Source organism: Pseudovibrio sp. Alg231-02 (genome assembly GCF_900143565.1).
In the GTDB taxonomy this organism is placed as follows: domain Bacteria; phylum Pseudomonadota; class Alphaproteobacteria; order Rhizobiales; family Stappiaceae; genus Pseudovibrio.
The window spans coordinates 141,929-164,440 of the sequence record NZ_FREX01000007.1; the positions used below are offsets into that span (position 1 = coordinate 141,929).

The following is a 22,512-nucleotide window of genomic DNA, read 5'->3' on the forward strand; positions in this document are numbered from 1 at the left end:
TGAGGAAAGAAGGGAGGCACAGAGCAGCGCCTCCCAAGTTGCCAAATTATTTGATTGGCTTCAAACGTGCAGTGAAGTGACGAAGCACAGGTGGCTCGTATTCAAAGTCGAAGCCTTTGATGTCCTTCGCGTTTTTCGCAACGTTGATCAAAGCATCCGCGATGTAATCCATGTGGTCATTGGTGTACACACGACGCGGGATTGTTAGGCGCATGAGTTCCAGTGGGGACTCTTTTTGCAGGCCGGTGGCTGGATCGCGGCCAAGTAAGAATGAGCCAATTTCAACTGGGCGTACACCGGATTCCAGATAGAGTGCGTTACACAAAGCCTGCGCAGGGAACTGGTCTCCCGGGATGTGCGGAACGATCTTCTTCGCGTCTACGAACACCGCATGACCACCGGTTGGGTACTGAATTGGCACGCCGCCTTCGACGAGACGATCGCCTAAATACTTAACCTGGCCAATACGATAGTGCAGGAAGCTCTCGTCCGCACCTTCATGCATACCCCGTGCCAGCGCTTCCATGTCGCGACCGGCTAATCCCCCGTATGTTACGAAGCCTTCCATTGGGACGCAGAGGGTCTGGACGGCCTGGAACAGCTCTTTCTTCTCCCGGATGGCGCACATGCCGCCGATGTTGACCAGCGGGTCTTTCTTGGCGGACATGGTGAGCATATCGCCGTAGGAGTACATTTCGCGGATGATGTCGGTGATGGACTTATCCGCATAGCCTTCCTCGCGCTGCTTGATGAAATACGCGTTTTCGCAATAGCGGGCGGAGTCAATCACAACCGGGATGTCGTATTTCTGGCCGATCTCGTAAACAGCCCGCATGTTGGCCATGGAAACTGGCTGACCGCCGGAGCTGTTACAGGTCACTGTGGTGATGATCGCGGTGATGTTCTTCGCACCATTTTCCTTGATCGACGCTTCCAGCTTCTCAAGATCGAAGTCACCCTTCCAGTCGTAGTAAGTGGTTGTGTCATAAGCCCGTTCATCCACCACATTGACGACTTCGCCGCCGTTCAGCTCTACGTGCGCGGCCGTGGTGTCGAAGTGGTAGTTGGAGATGAACACGTGCTTGTCTGCATCACGCACTTCCTTGGCGCGGCGGATCAGCGCCGGGAACAGGATTTGCTCTGCACCACGCCCCTGGTGAGTTGGCACCATATATTCATAACGGAAGAAGTGATGGACAGCTTCTTTGAGGTTGTAGAAGTTGCGGGATCCGGCATAGGCTTCATCGCCCATCATCATGCCCGCCCACTGGTAGTCCGACATGGCGCCCGTGCCGGAGTCTGTCAGCAGATCGATGTAAACGTCATCACTTGCGAGCAGGAATGGGTTGTAACCTGCTTCAGCCAATGCCTTTTCGCGGTCTGCGAAAGTGGTCATCTTGATTGGCTCAACCATTTTGATGCGGAACGGCTCAGGGATACGTTTCATTGTTCTAGTCCTTACGTCATGTTTTTACTGCGCATTCTTTATCCAAATACTGGCTCCCACCTTTGGGAACACGCAGCGGCGCACGAGTTGGGTCGCTCTCCAACCATTGGGCGCGAAAGTTTTCAAGCACCTGAAATTACAGGCGTCTATCTTGGAATTTGTGTTTTGCGGCAGCAGTCACCAGATTTGAAAGTAAGACGCAGCTAACCCGTTCACTGTCAGAGACGATGTGAGTAGTTTTGCCCGATAAAGCGCAAGGGTAGATGTAGTTTTCCCGTTGCTCCAAGTAGATTGGGCGTCAAACATTCAAATTTTTAAAGGGACTGATGGGCCTGTAGGCTTATACGCACACATTTGGGAAGTCATAGGCAAGACGAACATCTTGCGTAAACCATGCCAAACTCTTTTTATTGCGATACTGAAGAACCAGTACTGACCGGCTCATGGCCTATTCCTCATCTTTACTGCATATCATGTGATAGCAAAGGCATATGAAACCACATTTACCCATGTGTCAAGCAGCTATTCTACGTCTTTCCTACGGGGTTGCCCCTAGAACAAGTATAAAGGTCAGTATAGACTTCATGAGGCATTAACAGGCGCTGTAATATTCGACGTCACACAGTAAATAATTTTGTAAATTCTTATATTCCCCTTCAAAGCAAGATTTTTTGCGGGGCTTTAAGGCAAAACCGCCTGAAGACGCCCAAGAGTGAAGCGCATAAATCAATAGCAGATACACGGACACCGCCACGAACTCATGATATCTCAGAGATTTCTTTCCTGTTAAATTTCACAGAGGGCAATTATTCCAAGTTATTTGCAGTGGAACCTCTCTTTGCGACACTTTTTGGCGGACACCACGTTATCCCCGTAAGAAAATTGCGCGGTCTCGCACTTATCCTCCCAACCGCGTTTTTCTGCCCTGCACAGAGGCAGTTGATAACTTTTCCGCGCACCGGGCATAAACCTCTTCCGACGCTTAAAACCAGAACACCACCTTTCATGAAACCCGCTCAGCTATCCCACTCACATAGCAACGCGTTCGTTTGCGTTCTTTCGTGTTTTCTTGCGTTTTTAAGGATTTTGTTGTGCGGTGCGGGATTGTGAGTGGTTATTGCATCTTTATGCCGATAGTCACTTGAGAAGCTCTCCACAAATGCAAAAATCTAAGCAATACAAATCTATAAAAACTAAATAAAATCAAAGTCAGTTTTGAGCATTAACTTCAGGCGCACATCATAGATGTACAGAAAAATCGATAAAGTTGAAAAGTTTGGTGTTTTCAAGAATTTCTCATGGGATGATTCAGTCATTGCAAAAGGCACAGAACCTGATGAGTTCAAGAAGTTAAATGTCATTTATGGACGGAATTACTCTGGCAAAACAACATTATCCCGTATGTTCAGGGCAATAGAGCTTGGAAACTGGCCTGAGAAATATGACGAGGCTTCTTTTGCGATAATAGATGACGGTGGTATACACCATCAGTATTCCAAACAAGCTGTCATCCAGAATGAAAACGTGCGCGTTTACAACAAAGACTTTGTATCTGACAATTTGGGTTTCCTCACATCAGAAGACTCTGACATTCAATCCTTTGCTGTACTAGGGGCGACAAATACGAAGATTGCTATACAAGAACGTGACTTACAATCACAATTGGGCTCAGAAGAAGACCAGTCAGGGTTAAGGTGGGAGAGAAAGCTCAACACTGACAAGCTTTTGAGTGTATCTCAAAAATATAGCAGTTCAGAACGTTTCTTGGATAAGAAACTGGTTAACTTCGCCAATAATACAATTAAAACTCACCCCACAATTGGTGATTATAAATACAACGTAACAAAACTACGGGACGACATTTCTGAAGTTCGTAAACTTGATAGAATTGAACTTGTTGATGACATCACAGAGCAAACTTTAACTGAATTAATAAATGAGTCTATCAAAACAATAAAGTATTCAAACCCACCCAATCTAGAAGAGTTAGAGAACTTCATTGAAAGTTCCAACAAAGCGCTAACTTCTTCTTTAAAACCCAACCAACCTATTTTGGAGTTATTGCACGACAGCGCGCTCTCAAAATGGGTAGAAGACGGAGTTAAACATCACAAACATAAACGAAAAAAGTGCGGCTTCTGCGGTTCAAACCTACCGGACGATCTTTGGGCCAAACTTGATGCTCATTTCGATCAGGAATCAAGAGATCAAAAAGAAGCTATAGAACTTCTTATCAAGCAGTCCGATAACCTCCATCTGAAAATAAGCAACATAATCAATTACTCGATAGAAGATACTTATGTAGCATATAGAAAAGAAATCGAAGAGAGCCGAACTGAGATAGAGCGAGCTATCGAAGACGTAAACCACTATATTGACGTCGCAGTAGCAGCGCTAAAAGCTAAAAAAGATGACATTTTCAATGTTCACGATGAGTTGCCCAGTTTCTCTACTTCGTTAACAAGCATCATCGATACATTACGCACAATTGAAGATGAGCATAATAGCTACTCCAAGCAACTTTCCGATGATCAAAGCCAAGCAAAACTCCAGATAAAACAAGACTTAATTTTTAGATTCATCACCGAAAAGGAAATTGTCGAAACTGAGAATAAAAAACTCCTTGCCGGGGAGCAAAAGGAAATAGCGACGACTGAACTATCAGCGACATCGAAAAAGATAGACGAAGTCTTAGTCAGTTTGGAGAAGCTCGTCTCAGAACGCGTGGATGAAAGAGGCGGCGCCAAGATTGTAAGCGATTATCTGAAAGGTTTCTTTGGCCATGAGGCATTAGAGTTGAAAGCTATTAAATCTGATAATGGTTATAAATTTCAAATATATAGAGGTGATAATCCAGCATATAACTTGAGCGAAGGTGAGTGTAGTCTGATCGCATTTTGCTATTTCATGGCTAAGCTAAAAGATATCAACTCAGCAAACAAAGACCTCATTATCTGGATAGATGATCCAATATCTAGCTTAGATAGCAATCATGTTTTCTTTGTTTATAGCCTGATCGAAGCAGAACTTGCTCGACCAATATCGAAATTCAACTATTTGTATAGGCAGCTCTATATATCTACGCACAATCTTGAGTTTTTGAAGTTCCTAAAGCGGCTTAGCTTTCCGCTAGTTAAGATCGATGATCCAGGAAAATCCAGGGTAAAAAAAGACAATAATTTTTTCTTAATTGAAAGAGAAGGAAAAAGCAGCGCAATAAAGAAAATGCCGCGTTATCTCTCTGAGTACATTACTGAATTTAACTACCTATTTCATCAGATATACAAATGTGCTTCACAGCCACAAACTGATAAAAATCACGATAGTTTCTATAACTTTGGAAACAACCTGCGAAAGTTTTTAGAAGCATATCTTTTCTTCAAGTATCCATCAATTGATATGTCAGCAGATGAGCGAGTGCGCCAATTTTTCGCTCCAGACACTGCCGCAGCTGCGTTTACAGGTCGTATCTCCAACGAACTTTCTCATCTAGAAGAAATCTTTGATCGAAGCATGGTTCCGATTGAATATCCGGAAATAGGAAAACTGGCACGTTATGTCCTCGAACGAATAAACACCTCTGATCCGGAGCAATATAAGGCCCTTTTAATAAGCGTTGGCATCAAACCGGATGAAGATATTCTGAAGAATGCTCTAGAAGAAGCTTAATGATCATCTCGATATCGGATGAAAAGCTTGCCTAACATCTGCATTCACATGCGCAGTGAATGTATTGCTCCAGCTCTCTGAGAATAAAGAGCTGGGGCTAGCAGTCACTACTCATCTCTCAATCACCTCCACCGCACTTTGGCGCTGAGTGTCCGGATGTTGGCGTGATGTGTCCTTCCGGGTGCTCGTGTTTTATGGGGTCAGGAGGGCTGCCCGTCGGTGGTGAGGGGTGTTCTCCGTTCCCTGAAGCAACATGCCATTCATGAAACCTTAGTTTCTTTTCAAAAGCATCGCGGCCCTACTGGCTGTGGGAGAGGCTTTTGCATTGTCGATTGGTGTGTTTTTGTGAGACCAGCCGAGACACTGTTTTTTTGTCGGCGCCCCCAGTTCTCCTAAGAAACAGCAGGTTGGAGTTTGCCTATGGGTGGCACTGGGAAGCACCTATCCCAAGTAATGGAGCGGTCTCATTGAAACTCAACTCACCGCGAGAACGAGCGAAACACTTCGTAGAGCTGGAAGAGTTGTTTTTGGGAGTTGATGTTCATTTTGTAAAGGGCGCTTCTGAGTTGTTTGCGGACGGTGTCGAGCCGGACGGAGCGGCTGGTTGAATAGGCTTGCAGGGACAGGTTGGAGAGGACGGCGCAGATCACATTTGTCTCAGCTTTTGAGAGCCGGAAGGCATCTGCCATGTTCTCCAGCACAGCACGATCTGCCTGCTCCGTGGTACCTGTCATCATGATCTTCACCGCCAGATACTGCGCGGCCTCTACAGCTCCGCCTGCCGCCTGTGGTTTTGGGTTAAACATCTGGATCAGATAGGTTATGCCGGATCGCTCATCCGTCAGCTTCAACAGGGGCAGGCCCCCGTGAAGGGCGCTGACATGCGCCTCTGCCAGTTTTCTGTTGTGCTTACGCTCAGCACAGGCAAGGCCTGCTTTCTTCAGCTTCAAAAACCCGTGCTCCAGAATCTCAAGAGCCTCTGGATTGATGGAACTGATGGTATGCTGCGAAAAGACGATGAGGCCAAATGGCAGCTCTGCGGCAACGCGGTCTTGCAACGACAGCTTCATCTCAAGGCTCTTGACCCTTTGCCGATAATGCAGAGCCCGGCTGGCATGCGGTATCATGCGCTCAAACATCTTCCGTTGCAAAGGTGTGAAGCCATCTCCGGCCCTGAGGGAAGACACACCAAACCAGCCGAAGTTATCGCCCTTGGTCAGGTTCGTCCCCATAAGGTCATAAACCTCATATTTGGGGAGCAACTGGTGGACCGGGTTGGTTTTCAACCCATGCTCCGTCGTTATCTCCGCATCGGTTATCACCTGTCCATAGGGAGATTTGTGAACCCGCTCTATTCGGTAATCATGGGGGAAGTAGTCTGTGGTGTATTCAAGCTCGAATGCGGTATCAATCCGCGCCACATAGTTGAGACGCTCCTCAGGTTTTGCAGCATCATACGTATAAAGGTGAACGCCAGATGTTCCCAGCATGTCACTGGCCGTGGTGAGGGCGTCCTCAAACAGATCAGGGTGCTCTACAGACTCATATAACTGAGTGAGAAAGAGTTCAAAATTCTTTTCCATGCCTCTAAATGTGTAAACAGCAATGATTCCTTAAATATTCGATACAGTTACCGTAGCGTAGTGCCAATAAATATCAAACAGGATTTAGGTGGTAGATAGCTTTTGCAGAGTAACACAGGTGAGGCGGGCCTATTAATCGACGGATCAGAACACGCTGAGTATCTGTCGGAGGGGTGCTCTTTTTCTTCTGCAAGCCCCCATTTGGGGAATGGTTGGAGGCCCGCGTTTCTCTTAATCTTGCAGGTAAGCTGATCGCATTTCAAAACAAACACTGTGTTTTTCGTGGCCCCATGGCGAGATTATTTATCTCAGCTGACGGGTCATTGAGCAGATGGTTTGAGCAAGCCGAAATGAGATCCTGCTATGTTTTAACTGTTATGGGGGGAAGAGAATATTAGAATGGATATTGCATAACTTATTGTATTTATACTTGAAATCTATATCAAGCAGAGATGAACCTTAGACTGGACTATATTCTAAGTCACTTGCTTCAAAACAGCTCGCCAAGCCTCCAGCGCGGGCTGTTTTTTTTGCTGTTCTGCCGGGGTTTGCCTAGGGCACACATCACGGCCAGAGCCTGGACCGATGAGCTAAAGCCGTGTGTAAGCAGGAATTGCCAACTCAATTCAGACAATCAGATACCCCAATATTTTATCGGTTCCATTGACTTTTCGTTCGCTCTGAAACCACTGCGATAGTTGGCTTACCTGCGGGATACTCCAAAATAGCGGCGTTCTCCCGGTGCAAAACGGAGCCTATGGATGCCCAAAAACAACCCTGAAACGGACAACACTGCCGGTGATCAGAAAGCAGAGGAGTGGATCCATTCTGTCTCTGAAATTCTTCGTATCAACATGGATGGTGTGCAGGGCACCACGGTTGAAGAGCCCAGCCCGCAAGGCGTTCCCAATGAGGAGCCGACAGAGCACGTTGACGGCCCGGCCGGGAACCATATGCCGCCAGAGCCCCAAATCCCGGACCTGTCGCCGGAAATCAAAAAAGTCCGTGCCAAGTTTGAGGCCTACAAGAAGCGCCGGAATATCTTCAAGGATGTCCGTGATCTTGAAATCTTCGACAATTACGTAAAGAAAACAGCGGGTCTTCTGGACAAAGCGACTGATCTGAACAAGCTGCAGAATGTCGATGCTGCAGAGGATGTGTTGGACAATGCAAACCTCACTCTGCAGGAGATCGAGGAGACTTATGCCCGCGGTGTTGATTCCGCGTGTGTGCTGCTGCATCGCAAGCAAGAACTGGCAGATATCAGAGCCCGTTTGAAGTTCCTTGCAAGTTTTGACCTGGAGGGCTTCTCACAGGGCCGTCAGGAGGAGGCTCCTCGACTGGCCGGGCTCATCAAAACCAATGCAGATAAAGCAGAGGCACAGCTGAAAGCTGGCGAAATCAAAGACAGCCGGGATACCTTTCTAGCATTGCAAACCTATCTGGAAATGCTGGAGCTGACGCTCAAGGAAGTACCGTCAAAGGAAACTCAAAAACCGCGCAAAGAAACTTCCGTACGGGCTTATACCGGCGGCAACTCAGTGGCTGCGGCTCAGGAAGTACTCACTGAACTGAATAGATTGTATGAAGAGCAGCGCAAGATCCCATTCACGGATAGAGAAGAATACGCACGGAGCAGGGAAAAGATATCGGCCCAAAGAGAGTTGCTCAAAAACCCCGATCACCGGATCAATAATGCTGACCGAGATGGCATCTTTACTCAGTTTGAGCCTCTGGGTGAGGATGGCAGGCCCGTGCTTGATAGCGGCGAATACGAGAAAGCCGGAAACAAGATCCATTTGAGTGTCCAGATGGATCAACTGGCACAAGCTGGAAACATCCTGACGCCACTTTTGCTCTCACCGGATAACCCCTTCCTTTCGTTCAAAGTCACCAATATGGACGGAGCGGTGGCAGCGATTAAAGATGATCAGGAGAAGTATTCCGCTGACACGCCTGAGGCCAAAGCAAAAATAGCAGAGCAAAAAGCATATTTTGATCGTATCACCCAAGGTGCGCAGATCACGCTTTATCCTTATGCTAAGGACACCAACTATCCTGATGGCGCTGAGGACTTTGGCTTTTTCCTGAAACTGCTGGAACAGGAACTGGCAGCCGCTGGAATTCATCCGGGCAAGAACCCGGATTCCGATGCCGGCCTCGAAGGCTTAAGCTTTGCAACCTTCCGCAATGAAGAAGGCTCGCGCGGTGTTGGTGTGGACGACGAAGACCAGCTCGAAGAGAACCGAAAGATGCTGAGGAGCAAGCCGTTTTATCAAGCTCTCACCAACAAGGATTACAAACCAGAGGCCCCTGAAAAGAGCCCAGCCTCTCAGCAAGAAGAGGCTGAGAGCAAGAAGAGTGCCCGATAGGGTAAGCCACCCCGGTTAATCGTAATCGGCTCATCGGGGGTGATCGAGCAATACGATCCGGCCAGTGCTGCATGAACTCTGCGCAGTCTCTCTTCCCAATCGTCAGAGGGGAGAAGCCCCGCGACGAGCACTTTGCGCTCCAGATCACTTGTTAGCTCTGGCAGCAGGCCGAAATGACGCTGATCACTGCCCAGTACTCTGACATGCGCTTGATCGCCAAGTGCATAAGCTATCTTGGCGCCGTCAATCCAGTTCAACGTATAAATCAGCCTAGGCTCATCAGCCTGAAAGAAACCGCGGTGGCGGAGAGCATCCTTCACATCAAACCAGTCCATTGCGCGGATGGTATCATCCCAACGGGCAGCAGACGCCAGCGGACGCGTCAGAATTCCCGTTTTAAAATGCAGTCCGCCCAGCACCACGACAGTGAAGATCACCCCTGCGGATACCGCAAACGCACGTTTTGCGGTCGCTGCACCAGCTGGTTTGAGGCTGGCGAACCAACTCCCCAAAAGAGGGAAGAGGAACAGATATCCAGCCATAGGCCAATGGGGAAGCGTATTTCTGGAAAGCAAAGCCACCGCGTTGAAAACCACGATCGGAACAATCGCAAGGCACAGGAGATATCGATCAGCTTTTGTTCTCTCAGCTGATCTGAAATGCCTCAGCAGGAGCCATAGGAACACAACCAGCGTAACCGGTTGAAGATAGACCAGTTGTCCCAACAGCATGCGTCCGGAATTGATGAGATGCACCACAGGTTCAAAATCGCTGGAAGAGACTGAACGTGAGAGCTGAAATCCGAAGGATTGCCAGCCGTTCACTGCATTCCAGTAGATGACCGGGCTGAAGACCAGCAGTGCGATCATGACGGCAATGTATAGGCCTGAGCTGCGGAGCAGGGGCCGTGTTGTTCTGTTGGAAAGCAGGAAAAGCAAGACACCAAGCCCGCTCAAAACCGCCATGTATTTAGAAAGCAGCGCCAACCCGAATGCCAGTCCGGCAATTCCCCAACGCGTCTTGCTTATGTGCGATCTGTCAGGGTTTACCAGCGGAACCAGAAGATTGGCCGCAACCAACAAGAAGAGCATCATGGGCCCATCCGGTACGATCCAGCTTCCAGCCGACAGAAGGAAAAACGGGGAGATGGAGAACCATGCAATCGCCCATGCCCCCGCCTTCGCACCGTAGAAGCGGGCGGTCAGCTGGTACAACAGCAGCGTGGAGACAACCGACATGGCGATGAAGGGCGTGCGGAGCACATAGCCTGCCTCAGAGCCTGTCAGCCAAGCGGTCACATGGACAATCCAGAAGGTCAGCGGAGGATGGTCAAAATAGCTGAGAGACAGATCTCGGGCCATGACGACCATATAGCTTTCATCAACGCCCAGACCCAACATGGCAACCCCGTAAAATCGGGCGAGCACTGCAGAAAAAATTATAATGAAAACAACAATGGCAACACGGGCTGGTGTGACGGTTCTGTCAATCATCAGCTGCCTCATGATCAGGTTACATCGCTTATTCTTAGGATCGGGAACAGAGGGTCGGGCACAGTCAGGTCAACCGGAATGCCAACAGGCAGTCTCACGGCAACTCAACAACACTCAGACAATCTCTCCACCTCCAATGCCCTTCTTCCTTGCGAGCCTGAAACTAACCTGAAGAGTATGTCGTATTTTTATCAGTGCAGAGATGAAGTGTGGTGCAACGGCAGGCAACCGCACACAAAAAAGCCCGCGAAACGATGGCTTCGCGGGCTTGTTGTTAAGTCGGCTTAAGCTCAAGCAGTTGCGAGTTTTTCGCTGCGCAGTTTATCAAGAGCCGTTTCTGTGACTTTAAAGCGTGGGCCATAAGCTGCTGCCAGCTCGTCAGCACGTTTTTTGAAGGCCTCAAGGCCGATGCCGTGGATGAATTGGAGAGCACCGCCAGTGTGTGCCGGGAAGCCGATGGCGAAGATAGAGCCGATGTTGGCTTCCACCTCTGTGCGTAGCACGCCTTCATCCAGACAGCGCAGGGTCTCAATGGCCTGACGGTACATCATGCGATCTTCCGCATCCTGCATGGAAACATTCAGATCACGCTCTTTGAACTGGGAAAGACCATCCCACAGTTTCTTGGAACCATCGCCAGCGTACTCGTAGAAACCACCGCCGTAATGACGGCCACCACGACCCATGTTCACCATAGACTGGCCAACCTTTACGTTGGAGCTGTCATCTGCCGGGAAGCCGTCTTCAACACCAAGGCGTTTATCCAGCGCGATATGGGTCTCATGGATCTTCTTGGTGAGAACCATGGAGACTTCATCATGCACGGCCAGCGGACCAACCGGCATGCCGATTTTCCACGCAGCACGCTCAATGGCAACCGGGCTCATGCCATCACGCATCAGAGCCAGACCTTCATCCAGATAAGTGCCGAACACACGGCTGGTGAAGAAACCACGCTTGTCGTTGACCACGATTGGCAGGTAGCCGATCTGCTGCACGTAATCATAGGCTTTGCGCAGGGTATCAATGCTGGTTTTGTCGCCAACAATGATCTCGACGATCTTCATTTTATCAACCGGCGAGAAGAAGTGCAGGCCGATAAAACGGGTCGGATCAGGACAACTTTCCGCCAGAATGGAGATCGGCAGGGTCGAGGTGTTCGAGCCATAGATACCGGTATCAGAAAGCTGCTTGTAAGTTTCAGGGATAACCTTCTCTTTCAGAGAGATATCCTCAAAGACCGCCTCGATGATGATGTCGGTGCCTGCAAAGGTGTCATCGCTATCTGTCGGAGTGATGCAGCCAAGAAGGGCTTCCTTTTTCGCCTCATCCATGCGGCCCCGTTTGATGGCTTTGTCTGCCAGTTTTACGGAGTAGCCTTTGCCTTTTTCAGCATTCTCTAAGCTCATGTCCTTGAGTGTGGTTGGCAGACCACGGCTTGCATGTGCCCATGCGATGCCAGAACCCATCATGCCAGCGCCGAGGATTGCTGAGCTGCTTGCCTTCCAGGCATCCCCTTGCGGGCGGACTTTGCCGGACTTGATGGCCTGCATGCCGAAGAAGAACGTGGTGATCGCTGCACGGGCTTCAGTGGAGCGCAGCAGAGCAGCAAAGCCACGGCTTTCATTGCGCAGCGCGCTGTCAAAGCCCATGCGCATGGAATTGACGGCAATGTCCATCACCTTTTCAGGTGCGGGCATCAGACCGCGGGTTTTGTTGTAAAGCATGGTCGGTGCCATCGCGGCCACCATGCGCACATTGGCGCTTTCCGCATTGCCACCTGGATAGCGGAAGCCTTTTTGATCCCACGGCTGAACAGCAGCCTCAGGGTTGGCTTTGATCCATGCCTTTGCAGCCGGGATCAGCTTTTCCGGCATATCAACCAGCTCGTCCACCAAACCGGCCTTCAGCGCCTTTTCCTGACGCAGTTGCTTGCCTTCTGCCAGCAGTGGCAGGGCTGCTTCCAGTCCCAGCTTTGCGGTGAGGCGGACAACGCCGCCAGCACCCGGCAACAGACCGAGTGTCGCCTCTGGCAGGCCAACAACGGCCTTTGGAGAGTTGAGCAAAATGCGGTGGTTACAGGCAAGGCAAATCTCGAAGCCCCCACCAAGCGCGGCACCGTTGATGGCCGCAACCACTGGCACTGGCAGCTTTTCCAGCTGGCGCAGCGGGGCTTTCATCTCTTCCACGTAGGCGAAGATGTCTTCCGGGTCCATACTACCGTGGAGCATCTCTTCCAGATCACCACCTGCAAAGAAGGTCTTTTTAGCAGAGGCGATGATGACACCGGAAAGGCCCTCTTCAGCAGACAGCTTGGCCATCAGCTCTTTCATGCCTTCAAACCAGGCACGGGTCATGGTGTTTGCGGACTTGCCAGCTGAGTCAAACGTGATTGTAACAATGCCGCTGGCGTCTTTTTCGTAAGTGTATTCAGACATGGTCTTCCCCGTTATACGCGCTCAACGATGGACGCGATGCCCATGCCGCCGCCAACACACATGGTGATCAAGGCACGCTTCTGGTTCCGTCGTTCCAGCTCATCAATCATGGTGGACACTAGCATGCCGCCGGTTGCGCCCAGTGGGTGACCCATGGCGATCGCACCGCCAACCACGTTCAGCTTCTCGTCCGGTACATTGAGGTCCTTCTGCAGACGCATCATGACAGAGGCAAAAGCCTCATTGATCTCAACCAGATCAATATCGTCAATGGTCAAGCCAGCCTTGGCGAGTGCCTTCTTGGAAGCTGGTCCCGGTCCGGTGAGCATGATGGTTGGGTCAGATGCCGTCACAGCAACTGAGAGCACGCGGGCGCGAGGTGTCAGACCCATGTCCTTACCGGCCTGTTCGCTGCCGAGCAGGATCAAGGACGCTCCATCCACGATGCCGGAGGAGTTGCCCGGAGTGTGGACGTGGTTGATTTTTTCAACTTCCGGATAGCGCACCAGTGCAACAGCATCAAAGCCCATGGCCCCGTGCTTTTCAAAGCTTGCACGCAGGGAGCCGAGGGTCTGCATGTCTGTTTTCGGTTTGATGAAGTCGTCTTTTTCTAAAACAATGATGCCGTTCTCGTCTTTGACCGGCACAACGGACTTGTCAAACCAACCGTTATCGCGTGCGTGCGCTGCCCGCTGCTGGCTGGCAACGGCTGTTGCGTCCACATCATCACGGCTCCAGCCCTCAATAGTGGCAATCAGGTCTGCACCAATGCCTTGCGGTACGAAGCCAGTAGCGAGCACGGTTTCAGGGTCTTCGCTGAACGGTCCGCCATCAGTGCCCATAGGCACACGGCTCATACTTTCATATCCGCCCGCGCAGATCATATCTTCCCAGCCGGATGCAATACGCGCTGCGGCGGTGTTGAAGGTATCCAAGCCAGAGGCGCAGAAACGGTTGACCTGAGCGCCAGCCACGGTCTGGTCCCAGCCCGCTTTCTGCAGGGCGATCTTCGGCAGAACAGCGCCCTGTTCACGTACCGGGGTTACGCAGCCCATCACGACATCATCCACCCGGGAAGTATCGAGGTCGTGTCGGCCCTGCATCTCGGAGAGCAGGGTGGTCACCAGATTGATTGGTTTGACTTCGTTGAGGGATCCATCCGGCTTTCCTTTGGAACGCGGAGTGCGGATCGCATCGTAAACGTATGCTGTCGTCGCCATGTGTTTCTACCGTGTCTTGTGATCTTCAAACAGATTAAGGACCGGGGCAACCAGGTCGCCCCGATTGAACTCATGCAATTTCGCGGTTTTGATCTTCCCAGAACGGTTCGCGAAGTTTGTTCTTCAAAACTTTGTTCATGGCAGAGAGTGGCAGTTCCTCTACCAGCGACATGGAGCGCGGGCATTTGTAGCCAGCAATGCGCTCTTTTGTGTGGGCGCGGATCTCTTCAAAAGTCGGGGTTTTGCCTTCCTTTGGTACAATCACCGCATGAACAGCCTCACCGTAGGTCTCGTCAGGAATGCCGATCACCGCCACCATGGACACATCCGGATGCGTGGAGATCGCGCTTTCCACCTCGGCGGTGTACACATTCTCTGCACCTGTAATGATCATGTCCTTGAGCCGGTCTTTCAGCGAGAGGATACCCATGTCATCCACCATGCCGACATCACCTGTGCGGTAACCGCCATTGCGCAGCACTGCTGCTGTCTGGTCCGGAGCATTGTAGTAGCGTTTCATGACAGCTGGAGAATACAGCACCACCTCACCAATTGTGTTGGTTGGCAGTTCATTGCCGTCCTCATCTTCAATGCGCAGTTGGATGAGCGGCGAGGCGGCCTGCCCGGCTGCACCAAAGCGCATGAGTTCGCCTTCGTGAAATTGCCTTGCAAGGAACGTCGCCGCCCCAGCTTCTGTCATGCCGTAAACCTGCATGAGATCGGTCTTTGGGAATTTCTCCTGAATCAGCTTCAGCAGAGCCTCAGAAATAGGCGAGGCGCCGTAATAAAGCTGTGACACACGCAAGAAGTCTTCAGAGTTAAACTCCGGAGCGTGCATCAGCATCTGGAACATGGCCGGTGCCATGAGGAAGGACGAAACGTCGAAGTTCTTAACCGCAGCCACCACAATATCCGGACGGAACATCGGCACGATCAGCGACGGCTTGTTCTGGATGAGGCGAGCCAGCAGCAGGCCATAACCAGAAAGATGGAACAGCGGCATGACCAGAAGCGCAGGCCGGTCATGGTAAGGAACGCCGTTGGCAGCAACAATGTTGGCACTGGCGAGCATGGAACTATGGGTGTGGACGACACCTTTCGGGAAACCGGTGGTGCCGCCGGTGTAGCTCATGAAGCATTCGGTCTCGACATCACGGCCCAGCTCCAGCGCAATCGGCTCACTCAGGCAGTCTGCATAGGCTTTGGTGCCTTCAGGTTGCTCTTTCTCTCCCACATGGATGAAATGCTTCAGGCTATCTGCGCGCTCTTTGATGGCCGCCACCATAGGCGAGAACGTATCGTCATAAACGATGGCCTCCATGCTGGAGTGACCGATGGCGTAAAGCATCTCTTCCGCAGACCAGCGGATGTTGAGCGGAACGGAGATCATGCCCGCAATCATGGTGCCGATCATCGCCTCCACATACTCAGCGGAGTTGAGGCTGAGAATGGCAACGCGGGCGCCCGGCTCAAGGCCAAGGTCTTGCAGACCTTTTGCAAACTGGCGAGTGCGCTTCGCAAACTGCGGATTGCTGAAGGCACGACCACCAAGGTCTTTAAACAACGGAATACCGGTGTCCACCTTCTGCAGATGGTTCACGAGCATATCAAAATTCATGGCACCTGCCGGTACCCCAGTATGTGTTCCAACCATAATCCCCTCCCAAGTCATAGGTTGAACAGCGCAGATGTGCGCTGTGCGTTTTAAAATGTGACGCCTGTTCTCCTCGTGGTGCGCTGATTTTGGCGCTTATTGTTTTTCAGGCAATGATGGTATCAATGAATACGCTGCCGGTTTCAGCAGAGTGATATCGAGGCTTGGATGCAGTTTTTGCTGCAGTGCTACCCCAAGCAAATAACTTCCGATGGAAACGGCCTGAATGGCTGAATCCAGATCCTGCGGGAACACGCCCTCCGCTTTGCCGCGCTCCAGATAAGAGACAAGCAGCCGCTTTACGAACTCGTGCGCGCGTTTCACCGCATCTCCTAAAAGAGCATAATCTGTAACGCTGCCCGCCATCAGTGCGAAATAGGCCTGATAGCTGGGCTTGTTCTGCAAATCCTCGAAGTGAATGTCGATATACTGCCGGATCGCCTCCCTCGCGTTTGTCTCCGGCGGAATCTGCCGGGTAACGTGTGCCTCGGTCTCGCTCACCATGCGGTCGATCAGCTTGACGAACATCTCGTCTTTTTTGCCAAGCCGTTGAATGGTGAGACCGCGGCTGTACCCCGCTTTCAGGCCGATGCTCTCACAGGTCGCCATCTGAACACCTTCTGCGTTGATAATGCTCACCAGCGCGTCAAAAAGCTTGCGTTCAGATTCCTCCCGCCGTTCTGCCTGTGTCTTCTTTTTTTCCAAATCAGCCAACATTCACTCAATTTAATTGTTGAACGTTTAGCAAATAAACTGAGGTGAGTCCATGACGCAAACGTCAGATCATCAATGAATGAGCCTAAGGAATAAGAGGAGGCGATTGCAACTGACAGGAAATATAACTCGCGCGTTTATTTGCTCGCTGTCTTTAACGGGCGTGTCTTGTGTGCAAAGAGCGTTTGCATCCGCCAGCTAATGCGAGACCGCACCTTAAAGCACATCTGTTGTAATCGCTTTGCATCTTTGATTGATATTCGACGGAAGGGCTCAGTTGTTATTACTGTATCAATGGCAGGTGTGCTAATCGGTTGGAATTCAAACTTGCAACTATCGCTATGGGCATAAAACTGATTTCGCATAGTGAGTAATTCTGAATGCAGCTCGTTTTCCTCATCATCATATTGAAGCAGCTCTTCAGGAAAAGAGGGCCAACCGTAACTTTTTGTAAATGGTCGGCAATAAGACACAACTAAAGAAGTTGTGTAAACAGTCTGCTGATTATAAATAGATCCACGGCGCGACCAGGGAAAGCCGTGCCATTTCTTCTTCAGGATCATTTCTACGCAATATAAAGCGATCCCGATGTCTGCTGCGCTAGCATAAAGCTTTCCATAGAGTTTAAGGTTATCAGCACCAATATCTACTTTTACATCATGCATAGCTGGCAAACATCCATATTCTGCAGGAAATGAGATCAAATTCGTAGAAAATCAGGTCTTACTACAAAGTGCAAACCATCTTAAATTAGAGTATTCTGGATAGCTTTGGCTAATTCGGTAGGTTTCTATGCCCCAGTATCGATAGTTAAAACTAAACAGAGTAGGCTATAACAGTATGAAATCTAGTTTTTGCGTATCTAACCTCAATTTTGATGTGAATAACATCAGAACTAGTACGTATAGAGATACTACGGATCGAACTTTCCCGATCGCCCTGCCATGATACCGACCGAACTAGCACTACGGAACAAGCAAAACATGCCCACTTTCGTGGATTTTTCGCAGGATTCCGGCATTTCTATGAGTCGCGTTTTGTGGAAAATATATTCCATATTCTAAAATTGCGGTTCAGTTAGTCCAAATACCTGCATCATAAATACATCAGATGTTGAAGCGCGTCTTCAAAACGGGCGGTAAAGCCCTGTATTCTGGTTGAATCCCATCAGGAAAATCCTTTTGCCACCTAATGAGTTTGATGCACCGTTTCAGCTCGGTTTCCATGTCGTGTGTAATTACGAAATCCATCTGATCATTCTCAAGCAGCTTGCGTGAGTTTTCGTTCAACTCATGGCCGACAAAGGTGATCGGCGAACCCAGCTCACCAATTGCTTTTGCGATGCCCGTATTTCCGCCTGCAACATTGTAAATACCAAGTGGCCTTGCGCCTTCATCCAATCGCTTTTTGAACAACTGATAGACGGTCTCCGCATCATCGTTAGAGTTGATGATCTCGGAAATGGTGATATTGGGGTAATCCTTGCGCAGCAACCGCCGGAAACCAGTCTCCCGCCCTTCCTGACAGTGGTAATGCGCACTGGTTGCAAGGAAGACTTCACCTGTCTTCCCGCCAGAGAGTTTCCCCAGCAACTGGGCAGCACACAGGCCTGCTGCGATTTGATCCATCCCAACGTAACCAAGGTGTTTCGGGCTTTGCTGGTCTGTTGTCAGGCAGATCACCGGCGTTCCGGTTTCGCTGATTTCTTCAATAGCGCGGGTGATAGCAGGATGTTCACGCACAGCAATAATAATGCCGTCATATTTGCTTACCCAGGAGATCATCCGCTCTGAAAACACACTCGGCTCAAAGTCTTTGGTGTGCGAAGAAAAGCACTTGAACCGCACATTGGGATCATCCCCGTAGCGCTGATCAACCAGTCCCATAAGCTCTTCAATGAAACTCGTTCCAGAATCCACCAGCAACCCAACGGTTATTGGAGAAACTTTTTCTAAGGTAACCTCTTCGGGTTCTTTCAGCTCCACCAGTGCCTTGTGAACCAGCCCCACTTTGACCTTGGAAACACCACCCCGTTTATTGAGGACACGGTCAACTGTAGCGGTCGAAACACCTGCCTTGTTTGCAATGTCCAACACACTCGGATTCTGCCAGCTGCCACGCCTCATATATATCACCTTTGATTGTTAAGCCATCAAAACGATCAATCTTGACACCGAAATTCACATTTTGACTTCACGGGAGCAAACCTTCCAAAATATTGAAATGATGGAATATTCGTTCTCTCATCCCGATTTTACATGTAATTTCAGACTCTAAATTGACAGGTACCAGTACTTACATATGATCTTTAGCAGATCAAATTGATGTTTATACATCGGACATTGGGAGAAGTCGTTTGTCGGGAAACATCAACTTCGCGTTGAACCATATGCTTGCACCTCAAATGACGCTGGACGCGTTTTTTGGCATGGCTGCCTCCATGGGGATCAATGCCGTAGAAATCCGCAATGACATTGCTGGCAATCCGTTTGAGCAGAAAACACCAGCAGAAGACGTCAAAGCACTCGCTGAAAAGCATAGCGTCGAAATCATCAGCATCAATGCCCTTCAGCGTTTTAACGAGTGGTCAGATACTCGTCTTGCTGAGGCAAACGAACTCATCGGCTTTGCTGAGCGGTGTGGTTCCAAAGCTCTCGTCATGTGCCCGGTCAATGACCATGACTATGGCAAGAGCGATGATGAGCTGGCAGCGAACCTGCGTCAGTCTCTGAAAGAACTCAAGCCTCTGCTGGAAACCGCCGGTGTCACCGGTCTGGTTGAGCCTCTCGGCTTCCCGCAGTGCTCCTTGCGCCTCAAGGCAGACGCCGTTGCCGCAATCCGCGATGTGGACGGTGAGGGCGTGTTCAAGCTGGTGCATGATACGTTCCATCATCACCTGGCTGAAGAAACCGAGTTCTTTGCGGACCAGACAGGTCTCATGCACATTTCCGGCGTGGAAGATCCAGACCTTTCCATCGCGCAAATGTTGGATGATCACCGCCTGTTGGTGAGTAAAGCCGACCGTTTGGGCAACGCAGCGCAGATCAAAACCATGCTTGCCAACGGGTACACAGGTCACGTGTCTCTGGAGCCATTTTCTCCAGTTGTGCATGCTCTTGAAAACGTGGTGGACGCCACGCAGGCAAGCTTTGATTTCCTGAAAAAAGAATTACAGGCGGCAACCGCCGCCTGATCATACCAGGCGACTGATTTCGCTAAATAATTTGGCGTAGATGGGGATCTGCGCCAGCATAATCTTGGGAGAAGTGCCAAATTTCGGCACGGAGGAGGAACTAATGAAACGTACTCTATTGGCTCTAGCTGCATCGGCAATGATGACAACCAGCGTCATGGCTGAGAACATCGGCGTTTCAATGGCTTATTTTGATGATAACTTCTTGACCATCCTGCGCAACGCGATGGGCGACGAAGCAGCCAAAGCTGACGGCGTTGAAATTCAGTTTGAAGACGCACGCGGCGACATCGGTAAGCAGATCGACCAGGTACAAAACTTTGTTGCACAGGGCGTTGACGCAATCATCGTGAACCCGGCTGATACATCCGCAACACCGCGCATCACCAAACTGGCCAACAGTGCCGGCATTCCACTTGTTTACGTAAACCGTAAGCCAGAAGACAAAGAACTGCCTGAAAAGGTTGTGTTCGTGGGCTCTGACGAAGTTGTTGCTGGTCGCTTGCAGATGGAAGAACTGGCCAAGCAGATGGGTGGCAAGGGTAACGTTGCTATCATGCTCGGCGAACTGGCGTCCAACGGCACACGTGGCCGTACACAGGGCGTTAAAGAAGTTCTTGGCAGCTACCCAGACATCAAGGTTGTTGAAGAGCAGACCGCTGACTTCCAGCGTTCTGAAGCAATCGACCTGATGAACAACTGGATTGTTTCCGGCACCAAAATCGACGCTGTTGCTGCAAACAATGACGAAATGGCTCTGGGCGCTCTGATCGCCATGAAGCAGGCTGGCATTGCGTCCAGCGACATCGCAGTTGCTGGTGTTGATGCTACTCCAGATGCACTCGTTTCCATGGACCGTGGCGAAATGTTCGCAACTGTATTCCAGGACGCGAAAGGCCAGGGCGCAGGCTCTGTGAAAGCTGCTCTGAAGCTGGCTCGCGGCGAAAAAGTGGACACCATCGTTTGGATCCCATTCAAGCTGGTAAACAAAGCAAACCTTGGCGAGTTCCTCAACAAGTAAGCAGCTGAGCGGAAGGCTTTGCAGCCTTTCGCCTTGCTCTGGCGCGCGTTTCCTTCTCTCGGCTTTTGTCTCATGAGAAGAATGCGCCCAGCCTCCAAGTGATCAAGCTTCCGGGCCAGGCACCCGGAAGCCCCTCACACTGCCAGCAGAAAAATGGAGTTCACGGACTGTGAGTTTAAGCACACAAGAGGCGGTACGTGAGAATAAGGGTGCCGCAGCCCCACAAAAATACCTGCTAGAAGTCGATAGTGTGCGCAAGGAGTTCCCCGGTGTTGTTGCACTGGATGATGTGAACCTGCGCATCCGACCCGGCACAGTTCATGCCCTCATGGGAGAAAACGGGGCGGGCAAATCCACCCTGATGAAGATTATTGCAGGCATCTATCAACCAGACCGCGGAGAAGTTCGTCTGAGTGGCAAACAGGTCCACATGACCACGCCGCTGGATGCGCTGGAACAGGGCGTTGCCATGATCCATCAGGAACTCAACCTGATGCCGTTCATGACAATTGCCGAAAACATCTGGATCCGCAGAGAACCGCTGACGAAGCTCGGGTTTGTTGATCATAAAGCGCTGCGTGACAATACAAAAAAGCTGTTCGACCGGCTGAACATCAATCTGGATCCGGAAACTGAAGTTCGTGACCTGTCCATCGCCAACCGTCAGATGGTCGAGATTGCAAAAGCGATTTCCTATGAATCTGATGTGCTGATCATGGACGAGCCAACCTCGGCTCTGACAGACCGCGAAGTTGAGCACCTGTTCCAGATCATCGCGAGCCTGAAGGCAGAGGGAAAAGGCATCGTCTACATCACTCATAAGATGGACGAGGTTTTCGAGATCGCTGATGATGTCTCCGTTTTCCGCGATGGTAAATACATCGGCACCGATCTCGCCAGCAACTTGGACAGTGATCAGCTCATCCGCATGATGGTGGGCCGCGAGATCACCCAGATGTTTCCGAAAGAGGAAGTGCCAATCGGCGATGTGGTCCTTTCCGTGAAGGATCTGTGTCTGGACGGCGTGTTCGAGAACGTGAACTTCGATCTGCGTGCAGGTGAAATTCTCGGCGTTGCAGGTCTGGTGGGCTCAGGCCGCACCAACGTGGCAGAGACCATCTACGGCGTGACCCCGGCAACGGGGGGCAGCATCAGCGTGTTCGGCGAGACGGTTGAGATCAAAACGCCAGCAGAGGCCATGGGCCACGGTATGGCGTTGCTAACCGAGGACCGCAAGGACACCGGTCTGTTCATGATGCTCGACATTCAGGAAAACATGCAGATCGCGCTTCTCAGTCAGGATCATGTGAAAGCCGGGTTTGTGGCCGAAAGCGCTGTCTCCAAGCTGTGCACGGAAATGAGCGAAGCCCTTCGCGTTAAAACACCGGGTATGAACGAGCGCATCGAGAACCTGTCTGGGGGCAACCAGCAGAAGGTTCTGATCGGTCGCTGGCTGCTGACCAAACCTCGCATCCTCATTCTGGATGAGCCAACCCGCGGCATCGACGTGGGCGCAAAGGCTGAAATCCATAAGCTCATTACCAAACTGGCCGGTGAGGGCGTTGCTGTTCTCATGATCTCATCCGAGATGCCTGAGGTGCTGGGCATGAGTGACCGCGTGATGGTGATGCATGAAGGACATGTCACCGGAATTCTGGATCGAGCTGAAGCAGATCAGGTCAGCGTTATGCGCCTTGCTTCCAACTAA

General features: G+C 50.6%; 14 protein-coding genes. 5 read left to right on the forward strand and 9 right to left on the reverse strand.

Annotated elements, in window-relative coordinates; genetic code table 11:
• Nucleotides 1-46: 46 nt before the first annotated feature.
• Entirely contained in the window at nucleotides 47-1,447 is a 1,401-nt protein-coding gene (locus tag DHN43_RS18310) for a tryptophanase (protein ID WP_057461422.1), read from the reverse strand.
• Between the two features lie 1,245 nt (nucleotides 1,448-2,692).
• Here DHN43_RS18310 and DHN43_RS18315 point away from each other — a divergent pair.
• Nucleotides 2,693-5,116 carry an AAA family ATPase gene (locus tag DHN43_RS18315; protein WP_108819575.1) on the forward strand — a complete coding sequence of 808 codons (2,424 nt, stop codon included), beginning with the start codon at nucleotides 2,693-2,695 and terminating at the stop codon, nucleotides 5,114-5,116.
• A gap of 479 nt (nucleotides 5,117-5,595) precedes the next feature.
• On the opposite strand, the gene DHN43_RS18320 is transcribed toward DHN43_RS18315, so the two are convergent.
• Nucleotides 5,596-6,699, reverse strand: a complete 1,104-nt coding sequence (locus DHN43_RS18320; RefSeq protein WP_108819576.1) for a helix-turn-helix transcriptional regulator — start codon at nucleotides 6,697-6,699, stop codon at nucleotides 5,596-5,598.
• 761 nt (nucleotides 6,700-7,460) lie between these two features.
• Between DHN43_RS18320 and DHN43_RS18325 the strand changes: the two genes are divergently transcribed.
• Entirely contained in the window at nucleotides 7,461-9,071 is a 1,611-nt protein-coding gene (locus DHN43_RS18325) for a virulence protein (protein WP_108819577.1), read from the forward strand.
• Here DHN43_RS18325 and DHN43_RS18330 read toward each other — a convergent pair.
• From DHN43_RS18330 to DHN43_RS18360, 7 genes are all read right to left on the reverse strand, one after another.
• Nucleotides 9,032-10,564, reverse strand: a complete 1,533-nt coding sequence (locus tag DHN43_RS18330) for an ArnT family glycosyltransferase (RefSeq protein WP_159096932.1) — start codon at nucleotides 10,562-10,564, stop codon at nucleotides 9,032-9,034. The two genes, DHN43_RS18325 and DHN43_RS18330, sit on opposite strands and share 40 nt — an antisense overlap.
• A 290-nt stretch (nucleotides 10,565-10,854) precedes the next feature.
• Nucleotides 10,855-13,002 (reverse strand): 3-hydroxyacyl-CoA dehydrogenase NAD-binding domain-containing protein, encoded by a 2,148-nt coding sequence (locus DHN43_RS18335; protein ID WP_108819579.1) that lies wholly within the window; start codon nucleotides 13,000-13,002, stop codon nucleotides 10,855-10,857.
• Nucleotides 13,003-13,013: 11 nt separating this feature from the next.
• Nucleotides 13,014-14,222 (reverse strand): acetyl-CoA C-acetyltransferase, encoded by a 1,209-nt coding sequence (locus DHN43_RS18340; protein ID WP_108819580.1) that lies wholly within the window; start codon nucleotides 14,220-14,222, stop codon nucleotides 13,014-13,016.
• A 70-nt stretch (nucleotides 14,223-14,292) separates the two neighbouring features.
• Nucleotides 14,293-15,876, reverse strand: coding sequence for an AMP-binding protein (locus DHN43_RS18345; RefSeq protein ID WP_108819581.1), 1,584 nt, complete (start codon nucleotides 15,874-15,876; stop codon nucleotides 14,293-14,295).
• A gap of 96 nt (nucleotides 15,877-15,972) precedes the next feature.
• Nucleotides 15,973-16,590, reverse strand: a complete 618-nt coding sequence (locus tag DHN43_RS18350; protein ID WP_208987780.1) for a TetR/AcrR family transcriptional regulator — start codon at nucleotides 16,588-16,590, stop codon at nucleotides 15,973-15,975.
• 137 nt (nucleotides 16,591-16,727) lie between these two features.
• Complete coding sequence (locus DHN43_RS18355) at nucleotides 16,728-17,255, reverse strand: hypothetical protein (RefSeq protein ID WP_108819582.1); 528 nt, start codon at nucleotides 17,253-17,255, stop codon at nucleotides 16,728-16,730.
• A gap of 441 nt (nucleotides 17,256-17,696) precedes the next feature.
• Complete coding sequence (locus DHN43_RS18360; RefSeq protein WP_208995486.1) at nucleotides 17,697-18,716, reverse strand: LacI family DNA-binding transcriptional regulator; 1,020 nt, start codon at nucleotides 18,714-18,716, stop codon at nucleotides 17,697-17,699.
• Between the two features lie 263 nt (nucleotides 18,717-18,979).
• On the opposite strand from DHN43_RS18360, the gene DHN43_RS18365 reads away from it, so the two are divergent.
• From DHN43_RS18365 to DHN43_RS18375, 3 genes are all read left to right on the forward strand, one after another.
• Nucleotides 18,980-19,783 carry a TIM barrel protein gene (locus tag DHN43_RS18365; protein WP_108819584.1) on the forward strand — a complete coding sequence of 268 codons (804 nt, stop codon included), beginning with the start codon at nucleotides 18,980-18,982 and terminating at the stop codon, nucleotides 19,781-19,783.
• 103 nt (nucleotides 19,784-19,886) lie between these two features.
• A complete protein-coding gene (locus DHN43_RS18370; RefSeq protein ID WP_063287514.1) occupies nucleotides 19,887-20,804 on the forward strand; it encodes a sugar ABC transporter substrate-binding protein in 918 nt (305 codons plus the stop codon).
• Nucleotides 20,805-20,973: 169 nt separating this feature from the next.
• Nucleotides 20,974-22,512: a sugar ABC transporter ATP-binding protein gene (locus DHN43_RS18375; protein ID WP_199914833.1), complete on the forward strand. Its 1,539-nt coding sequence runs from the start codon at nucleotides 20,974-20,976 to the stop codon at nucleotides 22,510-22,512.